General features: G+C 67.4%; 7 protein-coding genes, 1 tRNA gene and 1 pseudogene. 3 read left to right on the top strand and 6 right to left on the bottom strand.

Annotated features, from left to right (window positions below; translation table 11 throughout):
- The coding region (locus tag A5736_RS15670) for a single-stranded DNA-binding protein (protein WP_076247226.1) at positions 1-386 on the bottom strand (386 nt) is incomplete at its 3' end.
- Positions 387-644: 258 nt separating this feature from the next.
- Here A5736_RS15670 and A5736_RS15665 point away from each other — a divergent pair.
- Positions 645-1,895 carry an HNH endonuclease signature motif containing protein gene (locus A5736_RS15665; protein ID WP_076247224.1) on the top strand — a complete coding sequence of 417 codons (1,251 nt, stop codon included), beginning with the start codon at positions 645-647 and terminating at the stop codon, positions 1,893-1,895.
- A gap of 91 nt (positions 1,896-1,986) precedes the next feature.
- Here A5736_RS15665 and A5736_RS15660 read toward each other — a convergent pair whose 3' ends face one another.
- From A5736_RS15660 to A5736_RS15640, 5 genes are all read right to left on the bottom strand, one after another.
- Entirely contained in the window at positions 1,987-4,020 is a 2,034-nt protein-coding gene (locus A5736_RS15660; protein ID WP_076247223.1) for a cytochrome c oxidase assembly protein, read from the bottom strand.
- Between the two features lie 28 nt (positions 4,021-4,048).
- A complete protein-coding gene (locus A5736_RS15655; RefSeq protein WP_076247221.1) occupies positions 4,049-6,415 on the bottom strand; it encodes a glycerol-3-phosphate 1-O-acyltransferase in 2,367 nt (788 codons plus the stop codon).
- Positions 6,412-8,118 carry an HAD-IB family hydrolase/lysophospholipid acyltransferase family protein gene (locus A5736_RS15650; protein ID WP_076247228.1) on the bottom strand — a complete coding sequence of 569 codons (1,707 nt, stop codon included), beginning with the start codon at positions 8,116-8,118 and terminating at the stop codon, positions 6,412-6,414. The genes A5736_RS15655 and A5736_RS15650 overlap by 4 nt, the downstream gene beginning before the upstream one ends.
- On the bottom strand, positions 8,115-9,587 hold the full coding sequence (locus A5736_RS15645; RefSeq protein ID WP_076247219.1) for a wax ester/triacylglycerol synthase family O-acyltransferase: 1,473 nt from the start codon (positions 9,585-9,587) through the stop codon (positions 8,115-8,117). The genes A5736_RS15650 and A5736_RS15645 overlap by 4 nt, the downstream gene beginning before the upstream one ends.
- 150 nt (positions 9,588-9,737) lie before the next feature.
- Complete coding sequence (locus tag A5736_RS15640) at positions 9,738-10,982, bottom strand: alpha/beta hydrolase (protein WP_076247217.1); 1,245 nt, start codon at positions 10,980-10,982, stop codon at positions 9,738-9,740.
- Positions 10,983-11,167: 185 nt separating this feature from the next.
- Between A5736_RS15640 and A5736_RS15635 the strand changes: the two genes are divergently transcribed.
- A tRNA-Arg gene (locus A5736_RS15635) sits at positions 11,168-11,241 on the top strand.
- Positions 11,242-11,462: 221 nt separating this feature from the next.
- Positions 11,463-11,833: pseudogene (locus tag A5736_RS15630) on the top strand (MFS transporter); the annotation flags it as partial.

Genomic DNA, 11,833 nt, shown 5'->3' with positions numbered 1-11,833 from the left:
GCCGCGGCCTGATCCGCACTGGGGCCGGTGTAGCCCGGCTTCTCGATGCGCACGATCGCCCGCGACACGTCCGGGCCTACCGACGTCGCGCGCATCTCGAGCGACGAGCGGCGGTTGCCATCGCGGTCCTCGTACTCGCTGGTGTACACGTAGCCCACCACGATCACCGGGGCTCCCTTGCCCAGCGCGGCCCCCACCCCGGTGACCAGCTTTCCCCAGCAGTTGACGGTGATGAACAGTGAGTTGCCCGGCTCCCAGTTGCCGTCGCCAGTGCGGCGGCGCGAATTGCTGGCCACGCGGAATTTGATGACCTCCTGATTGCCGACCTGGCGGCGCTGAGGGTCGTTGACGATGTGACCGACGACGGTGAGCGGCGTTTCGAACATTGGCTTGTCCCTTCTGGTTTTGCTATCTCTTCGCGCGGTGAGCGCGCCCTATCTGGCCGCCATTTAGCGCCGCGCCACCGACGGGTTCCGTGCCGAATTAGGCCCAATCGCCAAACCTGTTGAAAGAACCGAGACTGTGGATAGCCTGCTGGCGTGAACGCGCCAATCAGGCTGTCTCGCTTGGCGATCGGTGTTGGTCACGACCTGGCGCGGTTTGGGCGGCCGGGATTTGTCGTACCCCGCTGTGATGATGTGGTCATGTCTTCGACGGCATCGCTTGCCTTGGCGGGGTTGAGTCCTGCTGAGCGTCTTGAGGTGTTGTTTGAGGAGTTGGCGGAGTTGGCCGGTCAGCGCAACGCGATTGATGGGCGCATCGTGGACATCGTCGCCGAGATCGATCGGGACCGGCTGTGGGGCGCCACTGGGGCGCGGTCGGTGCCGGCGTTGGTGGCCTGGAAGACCGGCTGCTCGCCGGCCACTGCCCACACGATCGCGACTGTCGCGGCCCGGCGTGAGGAGTTCCCGCGGTGCGTTCAGGGCATGCGGGAGGGCTGGCTGTCGCTGGATCAGGTGGGCGTTATCGCGGCGCGCGCGGGTGCGGGATCTGATGAGCATTACCTGCAGTTGGCGCGGGTGGCCACGGTCAATCAGCTGCGCACCGCGCTCAAGCTGGAACCGCGGCCCGAACCCGAACCGCGCCGCGAGCCCGAGCGCGCGTTCACCAGGACCAGCACCGAGCAGGGCAGTTGCTATCGGATCACCCTTGCTCACGATGAGGCGGCGAAGTTCGACGCGGCGCTGGCGTCGCATCGTGATGCGCTGATCGCCGAGTGGAAACACGACCACGACACCGACGCACGGGCATCGAATAACGCGCCGCCGTTGCCGAACACCGCCGCGGCGTTTATGCGTCTGGTCGAGGCGGGGTGGGATGCTGAGGTGGCCCGCCGCCCGCATGGGCAGCACACCACCGTGGTGATGCATCTCGACACCCAGGCGCGCATCGCCGCGCTGCATCTGGGCCCGGTGTTGTCGGACGCCGAACGCCAATACCTGTCCTGTGATGCCACCTGTGAGGTGTGGTTCGAACGTGCCAGCGAGGTTATCGGCGCCGGGCGCTCGACTCGGCTGATCAACCGGCGGCTTCGCCGTGCGCTCGAGCACCGCGACCGGGCGTGCGTGGTTCCTGGCTGCGGGGCCAGCCGGGGTCTGCACGCTCATCACATCCGACACTGGGAAGACGGCGGGCCCACCGAGCTGGCCAACCTGGTACTGGTCTGCCCCTACCATCACCGGCTACACCATCGTGGGGTCATCACCATCACCGGACCCGCCGATGATCTCACCGTCACCGACGACACCGGCCGATTACTGAGCCCGGGATCGCTGGCGCGCCCGCCAACGCAACCCCCGCCCGCCGTCCCGCCGTGTCCCGGGCCTCTCGGCGAACGCGCCGACTGGTGGTGGTACGACCCCTTCCAACCCCAACCACCACCCACAAACAACTAGGTCCGCACGCGGAGCCGGTCGCTCGCCGGCAACACGTCGGAGCCCAAACGGGCTGGGACATCAAGAAATTCGTCCGGAGCACAGACTCCGTTTACCGTGTCTTCGGCGATCCCGGCGTTTCGCGTCGCGCCAGCTCGGCCAGCATCGCGTTGTAGGCGGTCAGGTCGGCGTCGTCGTTGCGTTCGGCCGCGCGGTCCAGCCGCCGCGCGGTGCGCGCATCGCTGCGCGCCCACTGCACGAGCAGCGCGATCATGACGATCACCAGGGGCACTTCCCCTGCCGCCCAAGCGATTCCGCCGCCCAGTCGCTGATCACCCATTAGATCGGTGTGCCAGGGCAGGCCCAATGACCGGTAATAGGCGGCGCCGAGCACGGTTCGGGTGCCCATCAACTCCACGCCGAAGAACGCGTGCAGCGGGAGCGAGGCGAACACCACGGCCACCTTGGCTATCGGCGGGATCGGCCGCGGCGTCGGGTCCACCCCGATCACGACCCAGTAGAACAAATAGCCGCTGATGAGGAAGTGCAGGTTCATCGCCATATGGCCGGCGTGACTGCTAACCGTGGTATCGAAAAGGTTCGAGAAATACAGCCCGTAGAACCCCGCGACGAACAACGCGGTGGCGACCACCGGATTGGTCAGCAGCCGCGAGAGCCGGCTGTGCAGCGCGGCCAGGATCCATTCCCGCATACCCGGCGGATCACCGCGGCCGGCGGCCGGCAGCGCCCGCAGCGCCAGGCTGACCGGGGCGCCGAGCACCAACAGGATCGGGACCAGCATCGACAGGCCCATGTGGGCGACCATGTGCATGCTGAACATGGCGGGCATGTAGCGCCCCACCCCCGACGACGTCACGAACAGCAACACCACGCAGCCGAGCAGCCAGGCCACCATCCGCCCCGGCGGCCAGCGATCGCCGCGTCGACGCAGTCGTACCACGGCCGCCACATACAAGCCGGCGAGAACGATTGCGGCCGTACCGAAGATCAGGTCGAAGCGCCAGTCGAACAGGACGCGCGCCAGGGTGGGCGGACCGTCGAGGTCGTAGCCGATCTCGGCTTCGGAAATTGACGGCAACCGCGACGGCGGTGGCGGCGGTGGGGTTCGGCCCAGCCCGACGGCAACGCCGAAGGTCAGACCGAAAACGACCGCCTCGGTCAGGGCAAGCCGGAGCAAGACACGGCGCACCGGAACCTCGGGACTCGGATCCGCTTGCAGCGCAGCAACTCCGGCGCGTCGCTGGCGCCAGCCCACGGCACCCAGCAGGCACAACGCGACGAACTTGACGACCACCAGCCGCCCGTAACCGGTGGTAAACAGCTCCGCAGGCGCCACCCGCACCGCGGCGTTCACCAAACCGCTGAGCGCCATCGCCACCCAACACCACAGTGCGATGGCCGAGAAGCGCCGCGCCGCCAGGCCGATGTGTTCACCGGCACGCAACGCGTGCGTCAGCAGCGCCAGCAGGCCGCCGGCCCACACGGTCGCGGCGACGAGGTGGATCAGCAGGCTGTTGGTGGCCAGGTCGTGTGAGCCGCCCGCCGACGAATGACCCGTCAGCCCGAGCGGTACCAGCGTCAACAACGACCCGGCGAGCAGCACCGGCGTCCAGGACCAGCGCAGCACCGACGCACCGGCCAACGTCACAGTCGCGGCCAAGAATGCGGTCCAGCGCCACGCGGACGCGGTGTAGATCAGGTCGGCCAGCCTCCAGATCGTCACCGGGTTGAGGTGATCGGCCAACGGGTGCCCGGACACATCGGAAATGGTCAGCGGGACCAGCAGCGCGGCACACACCGCCCACACGCCCGACGCGACGGTCCCCATCCGCAGCGCGCGGTATCCGCCGGCGTCGAGCACGCCGCTGCCCTGCGGGGGCACCAGAAACGCCGCGAAAAGAAACGATCCGACCGCCAGCGCCGCCGCGATCTCACCGGCCGCCCGGACGAACGGCAGTCCCACCGTCGTCGCCGGGCCGGGATTGGGCAGGCCCGTGAGCGTCAGCGCGTCCGCCAGCGACAGCGCCCCGATTCCGGCCGCCGTGCAGCCGGCCAGCACCGCGACGCCGGCGAGTAGCGGCCACACCAGCGCGGCGGGCTTGCCGGCGGGCCGGGCAACCGTCATGTACCCAGGGTATGGGCGGGCGCTACGACTACCGCGGTTGGCTGTCCAGACGGCTGCGCCGGGCCTTGGTCTCGCGGGCGACGAACTGATCGCGCGCGACCCGCCCGACATGATTGGAATCGCCGATGATGTCGCGCAATTCCCGCCGGAACGCGAGCCGTCGTTCGGCGAGGTCGGCGGCGGGTGCGATCAGATCCTGGTCGGCGACCACCTGGTAAGCGGTGGCGAACAGCAACGTCGAAACCGATTCGCTACTGCGAACCCGCGCCTGCGCCACGTATTGCCGGCCCACCCCCAGCGCCCGCTGCGTCAGTTCCTTCTGGGTGATGTCGGCCGGTGCGTCACGCAACACGTCGGCGACGATCTCATACGCCTCGAAGAACACCCGCAACATCGCGTCCGCCATCAACGGCCGCTTGGAAAACAGCATCGCGTCGATCTCGTCGCCCCCGGCGGCGACGTGGGCCTCCCAATCGTCGTGCCAGGCCATCTCCGCGGCGATGTTGTGCCGAAACGCCGCCGAGTCGGCGAAGTAGAAATCGAACTTCAGCAGATCGCGCAACCGCATCGCCTGGGCCCAAAACGCCTCCATGCGATCGCCTTTCGCGCGTCTGGCGTGCGCGAGGGCAAGTTCAACGATCGAGGTCTCCAGGAAGGCGTGTATCAAGGAGTTGCGGTAGAACGCCGCGGCGTGCTGCTCCTCGGGTGCGATGCGCCACACCGGTTCCCGGCCGCTGTCGACGCGGGTGATCGGGTGACCGTTGGACAACGTGTCAACCGCCGCACGCACCCCGTCGCGGGAGCGCAGCCGCAACAGGCTGGTCGACATCGGGGTCTGCTTGCGCTCGAGGTAGTCCAGCGCATCCTGCAGGGTGTGATGCAGCTGATCCAGCGTCAAGGCCGCGCCCCGCGTGGTCAGCAGCAACGCACACACCAATCCCGTCGCGGTCACCGGCGTCGCTTGCAAAATCCGCCACGCGACTTCGAACGACATCTTCTGCAGCGCAAGCCGTTTGGCGTCCGGATCCTGGGCCAGCGGACCGTGCGGCGGACCGAGGTGCTCGCGCATCGACACGGCTTCGGGAAAGCGCACGTAGATCTTGCCGTAGTTGCGTTCGCCCTGGGCCCTGATGAAGTTGTACAGCCACAGGATGCCCTCGGGTGTCTTTTCGCCGCCGCGGGCGTACGCGGCGTATTCGGCGGTCTCGTGTAGCTGGTCGAAGCTGATCGACACCGGCTGCAGCAGGATGTCTTCGCTGCGGCCATCGAGATAGGCGTCGGCCACATAGGCCAGCAGACCGAGCTTGGGCGGCAACATCTTTCCGGTGCGTGACCTGGTTCCTTCGATCGACCAGCTCAGGTTGAACCGCTTCTCGACGATATAGCCGACGTACTCGCGCAGGACGTATTTGTAGAGCGCATTGGCGCCGATGTTGCGGCGGATGAAGATGACGCCGGAGCGCCGCAGCAGCGGCCCCATCAACCCGAACGAGAGGTTGATGCCGGCGAAGACGTGTACCGGCGGCAACCGGTTCTCCTGCATCGCTACCGGCACCACCGCGCCGTCGATGTAGGACCGGTGCGAGAAGAGCAGCACCGCCGGATGTGCTTCCAGCCCGGCGCGCATCGCCGCGACCTGATACTCGTCGTAGTCGAGGTCCGGATCGAATCCCCGGCTGAGCGCCCTGCCGAGGACGCCGACCAGGTCAACGGACACCCTGCTCCAGCCGGTGGCCAGTTCGTCGAGCATCTTGCCGGCTTCTTCGACGGTCGCGCCCGGGATCTTTTCCAGGCCGGCGCGAAACCGGGTGGACGCCAGGATTTCCGGCTTCACCAGCCGCGGAGATTTGTACTGCGGCCCGAGGATTCGGTACTCGGCGCGTTCCATCGCCAAGATGGCGCGGCGGGTGACGAACTGCGCGAAGTCGCGCTTGTCCGCCCCGACGGTGGTGTCGCGCCACTGCTGCCGGAGTTCGGACACCTTGGCGGGCTCGCCGGCGACGACCCGCGCGCGGTGGGGGGCATCGCGCAGGATGTGCCGTTGCTGACGTTGGTTGGGGTGGTACGGATCTCGGCCGGGCAGCAGCCCGGCCACCTTGGCGATTCTGCCCCGATCCGCGGGCGGCAGCCAGAACACGCGCACCGGAACTACCAACCGGTCGTCGGCGGATTCGGAGCCGGACTCGAGCTGCTCGGCGAGAGCGGTCAGCGCCGCCGGGGGCGCATCACGCGACGGCAATTTCAGTACGTCGAATCTGCTTTCCGGGTGCCGGGCGCGCTGCTTGCCCAGCCAATCCATCACCAGCTCCCGTTCGACGCCGGTGTGCATGGACGCCAATACCAGCGAGTCCTGCGCGGCCAATACCGCGCTGGTATCTGCGGCCGGTTGCGTCACGGCCGCCCTCGGGGACGTGAAGGCTGTTGTACCTCACCGTCTTTGAGAGCGACCTTGGACGCATGCGGATCAGGCGTGGCCTTACCGGCCGCCTTCTTACCGGCCGCCTTCTTCGTGGCGGTTTTCTTCCCGGCGGTTTTCTTTGCGGTGGCCTTCTTCGGCGGGGCCTTGCGCGCGGCGGTCTTGGCCGCCGGCTTGGCTCTTTTCGCCGCCTTCTTCTCGGCGTACAGATCGACCTCGGGCAGCTCGTCGACGGGCCAGTTGGCCAGCGTGTCGAGATAAAGCTGGCGCACCTCGGCGATGCGCTCCGGCAGCGTGTCCAATGTCCAGCCGTCGACGGGGATCGGCGGGAACACCGCGACGTCGACCGTGCCCGGATTTATCGTGGTCGAGTTTCGGGCCGCTACGATCTCGGCGTTGCGAATCACGATGGGCACGATGGGAATTCCTACCGCCATCGCGATGCGGAACGGTCCCTTTTTGAAGGGACCGACCTCGGTGGTGTCCACCCGAGTGCCCTCGGGTGCGATCACGATCGAAAGGCCGTTCTTGGCCCGGTCTTCGACCGCGTGCATGGTCTCCACCGCGGCGACGGGATCGTCGCGATCGATGAACACCCCGTCGAGCAGCTTGCCGAGCGTGCCCATGATCGGGTCCTTTTCCAGTTCCTTCTTGCCCACGCCGACCCAATTGTCACGCACCAGCGCCCCGGCGATGACGGGGTCAACCTGGTTGCGGTGGTTGAAGATAAACACTGCGGGCCGTTGCGCGGTCAGGTTCTCTTTGCCGATGACGTTCAGGTGCACACCCGCGATCGCGAGCGACAACTGGGAGAAGGTGGAGGTGAAGAAGTTCACGCCGCGGCGCCGGCTACCGGTCAGCAGACCAATGCCCACCGCGCCGGCCGCGACCGGAAACATCGAACCGAAGCCGGCGAGCGTTCGCACCTGCCGCCGAAGTCCCACGCGACCGCGGCTGTTGAATCTCAGAATCGGCCAGCCGCGACGTTTGGCGACGGCGGCCATCTTGCCCTCGGGGTTCGTCGGCCGCGGATTGCCGACGAGGTACATCAGGGCTACGTCCTCGTCACCGTCGGCGTAGAAGTAGCTGTCTTTGAGGTCGATGTCATTCTCGGCCGCAAACCGTTGCACCGCAGCGGCTTTGCCCGGCCCCCACAGGATCGGCTTGACGACCCCGCCGGTGAGCAACCCGTCTTCGTTGGTCTCGAACTTGTTGGTGAGCGTGTTCGTGATGCCGAGGAAGCGGGCCACCGGATTGACCTGGATGGTCAGCGCCGACGAGCTGAGCACGACGGTGTGGCCGCGGGCCACGTGAGCGCGAACCAGCTCGCGCATCTCCGGATAGATGCGCGATTCGATCCGCTGCACGAAGAGCCGCTCGCCGATCTCCTCCAGATCGTCGATCAGCCGCCCGGCCAGCGCCGAGGCGGCCTTGCCGATGAGGTCTTCGAACTCGATGCGCCCGAGCGTGTGGCTAAGACCCGCCTGGACCATGCCGAGCAGCTCACCGACGCCCATGTCGCGGCGCCGCAAGCGCTCCTGGGTGAGGATGACGGCCGTGAACCCGGCAACCAAGGTGCCGTCGAGGTCGAAGAACGCGCCGATCTTGGGGCCGGGTGGACTGGCGAGGATCTCGGCGACCGAGCCGGGCAGCCGCATGTCCCGCTCGTCGGCGGGGCTCATGAGCCGGCCACCGAGCGCGGCGCCGACCCGGCCGGCTCGGCGAACGATGCCGGGACCGCGCGCGGCGCCGGGTCGCCGCACAGCGCCAGGATCTCGTCGAAACCGTCGAGCAGGCATCGGGCGAACAACGCCTCGTTTCGCACCGAGGCACGGTCGTAGCGCACGGTGATGGTGCACCAGCCGCCGCGGGAAATCAGCACCACCATCATCGCCACCCCGGGTAACGGGCCGATCCCGTACTGCCGCAATATCTTTGCGCCGGCGATGTAGGTGTCCCCCGGATAGACCGGTACATTGCTGGCCTGCACGTCGGAGCCGATGACCGAACCGGTGATTCCCTCCAGGACCGCCGTCGGCAGGACGCTCAGCACCGGTGCGATGGAGCCGATGATGTTCATCGCCGGCTCCTCGCGGCGCTGCGTCATCTGCGCGCGGATCTTCTTCATCCGGGCGACCGGGTCGGCGGTGCCCAACGGTGCCGCCAGGTTGACGCCGGTGAACCGGTTGCCGCCGGCGGTGTCGGCGTCGGCCCGCAGGTTGACCGGCACCGCCATCGGCAGCGTGCTGATCGGGACGCCGAGGGCCTCGTGGTAGCGCCGCAGCGCGCCGGACAGGCCGGCGAGGTAGGCATCATTGATCGACCCGCCTCCGCACTTTGCGGCCTTGTGCAGATCGGAGAGCGGGATGTCGATGGCTTCGGTGCGGGTGGCCAGGCTGCGGCGCCGCAACAGCGGCGAGGGCTCGGCGGCGCGATTGATCACCCGCATGCCCGACGTGGCGTAGCCGACGATTCCCGACACTGTGGACACCGGGTCCAAGACCGCTCGCCCGGCCGCCGATGCTGCGCCGGACACCGCACCCAACACGCCGTTGACGATGGCGATGGGAAGGTGGTTGATGCCTTGGCGCATCAAGTCGTTGGGGGTTAGATCCTGCGGAATGGGTTGCGGGGCCGTCGGCCTGGCGGGTGGATCGCGCTCGAGGTCATATATTTGCGAGAACATCTCGACACCGCCGACACCGTCGGTGACGGCGTGGCTCACATGCAGCAGCGTCGCAGCCTTGCCGTCGGCCAGACCCTCGACCAGGGTGGCGGTCCACAGCGGGCGCGATATGTCCATCGGCGACTGCAGGATCACCTCGGCCAGATCGAATACCTCACGCAGGGTGCCGGGTTCCGATACACGCATCCGGCGCACATGGAAGTCGAGATTGAAATCGGGATCGACGACCCAGCGCGGCGCCGCCGTCGGCAGCGTCGGCACCACAACTTTCTGCCGCAGGCGCAACACCCGCCGCGAGGCGTTTTCAAACCGCGCCCGAAACCGCTCCCAGCCCGGCGTCGAGTCGAGGAGCTCCAGCGCCATGATTCCCGACCGGGTCCGGGGGTTCGCCTCCCCCCGATGCATCAGATAGTCGACCGGCCCTAGTTCGTCGGACAATCCAACCGTCTCGACGGACTCAGCCATGATCGTCAACTCGACGCGCCAACCTTCTCACCGCGGACCAAGCCTCCTGCCTCGGACTTGCCAATCCAGTAGCCAACACAACGCTAGTCGGCTTGACGCGCTGGTGAAAGGCGCGGCCCCGGCACGGAGATCGCGTGCGGGCGGCGCGGCTCAGCTGGCCGAAGAAGCCGTCAGCGGCAACGAATCCACGAGCGAGTGGGTGCGCCGCCCGTAGACGACGCCCAGGAAGTCGGCGACGGCGTCGGCGGCCAGCCGCGATCGAACCGTCGGGGTGATGTCGAACGCGTGGTGGGCATTGGCCAGCTCGGCGTAGGCCACCGTGGGCGCCCCGGCCGCCCGCAGGGCCGCACAGAACGCGCGGGCCTGGCCGCAGGGAACCAGTTCGTCCTTCTCGCCGTGCAGCAGGAAGAACGGGGGCGCCTCGGCATGCGCGTATGAAATCGGCGATGCCGCCCTGAACTTTTCGGGGGCATCGGCGTAGCGAGCACGCATCACGATCTGCTCGAGGAACGGCATCATCAGCTCGTGCATGTTCTCGGTGCTGGTGAAGTCGTAGACGCCGTAATACGGTGCGACGGCCTGCAGCGTCGTGTCGGCATTTTCGAAGCCAGGCTGAAACTCCGGGTCGTTGGGGGTGAGCGCGGCCAACGACGCCAGGTGCGCACCCGCGGACCCGCCGGTGATCGCGATGAAATCGGGGTCGCCGCCGTAGTCGGCGATATTTTCCCGGACCCAAGCGATGGCCCGCTTCACGTCGATGATGTGAGCCGGAAATGTGGACCGCGGGCTCCTGCTGTAGTCGATGGAGACGCAGATCCAGCCGAGTTCCACCATCCGGCTCATCAGCGTGTACGCCTGGCCGCGTTTGCCGTTGACGGCCCACGCCCCGCCGGGAACCTGTATCAGCACCGGCGCGCGCCGGCCCGGCAGGAGATCATGACGCCGCCAGATGTCGAGGAGGTGGCGCCCGCCGGGGCCGTAGGAGATGTCGGACGTGTGCCGCGCGTACTTGCGGTGCGGCCCCGGCATCCGTATCAGCCCATCGCGGGGCGCGCACGCGGACTGCTCGCAGGTCGGATGGCAGACCAGGTCGCGGAAGTCCGCTCCGAAGGACTCCTCGAGCGCCGCGGTGAGGGCTTGATCCGCACGCTGCGCGGCCCAGCTGGTGCCGACGCGGCCGATGGATGGGCGCGATACCCGGGACAGGGCGTGCCCGGTCACGACATGCGGGGGAAACTCCGCGGACAGCCAGCCGGCAAACCAGCTAACCGCGAAGGGCGAGCCGCGCAGCAGCAGCGCGCCGGCCCGATAGGTATCTCTGGCATCGGCCGCCAAGCGCAGTGCCTGGGCACCTGCCCACGAGCACCGCGAGGTCAAGTCCATGGCCACGCCCATTGCACCGCCACCCCTCGACGTTATGCACACGCCTCGTTGCGGTTAACGGCTGTTTACCAGCCGGTGTTGTGCGTGTGTCGAGGCTCACACCATAACCGATAAGCCCGGCGCGGGAAGACTTTTCGCGCGCGTGGCGGCCAGCTAATCGGATCTGCGGCCCGATTAGATAGACTGACCTGCACATTGCCTCCGTAGCTCAGGTGGATAGAGCAAGGGCCTTCTAATCCCTAGGTCGCACGTTCGAGTCGTGCCGGGGGCACCGGCAAACGCCTGGCCGGGCTTCCAGACAATTCGGCGGTCCGAGTCGCCGGTGTGGTGAACGCGGAATGGAGGCGGTGAGCGGCGCGTTGAGCGCGTTGCGGGCGGGCCGCCAGCTAACTCAACCGAGCGGCGCGGGGAAATTCGGCGCCGCGTGTGAGCCCCTGGGGACAGGTGCCTGCGCGGCTTCCATTAGTTTGTATGCCTATGCGTTTTGGGTTGATGGGCCCCGCCGCGACGAACCCGACGCTGGCGCCAACCGAACCGGAGGGTCGTCGCCTCCGATGGGACGTCGATCACCCCCACTACAAGTGGGTTGCGCTGTCGAACACCACCCTCGGCATGCTGCTGGCGATGATCAACGCGTCGATCGTGCTGATCTCGTTGCCGTCCATCTTCCGTGGGATCGGATTGGATCCGCTGGCCCCGTCGAACATCGGCTATTTGCTGTGGATGCTGATGGGCTACCTGGTGGTCACCGCGGTCCTGGTGGTGTTGGTCGGACGCCTCGGCGACATGTTCGGCCGGGTCCGCATCTACAACGTGGGCTTCGCGGTATTCACCTTCGCGGCGATCGCGCTGTCGTTCGACCC

This window comes from Mycobacterium sp. SP-6446 (genome assembly GCF_001954045.1).
GTDB lineage: Bacteria > Actinomycetota > Actinomycetes > Mycobacteriales > Mycobacteriaceae > Mycobacterium.
This window is presented reverse-complemented; position numbering and strand designations above follow the sequence as displayed.

Excerpts from the sequence above, each read along its gene's own strand:
- A5736_RS15640 (WP_076247217.1), bottom strand. The coding sequence starts at position 10,982 with ATGGGCGTGGCCATGGACTTGACCTCGCGGTGCTCGTGGGCAGGTGCC.
- A5736_RS15650 (WP_076247228.1), bottom strand. The coding sequence starts at position 8,118 with ATGAGCCCCGCCGACGAGCGGGACATGCGGCTGCCCGGCTCGGTCGCC.
- A5736_RS15660 (WP_076247223.1), bottom strand. The coding sequence starts at position 4,020 with ATGACGGTTGCCCGGCCCGCCGGCAAGCCCGCCGCGCTGGTGTGGCCG.
- A5736_RS15645 (WP_076247219.1), bottom strand. The coding sequence starts at position 9,587 with ATGGCTGAGTCCGTCGAGACGGTTGGATTGTCCGACGAACTAGGGCCG.
- A5736_RS15665 (WP_076247224.1), top strand. The coding sequence starts at position 645 with ATGTCTTCGACGGCATCGCTTGCCTTGGCGGGGTTGAGTCCTGCTGAG.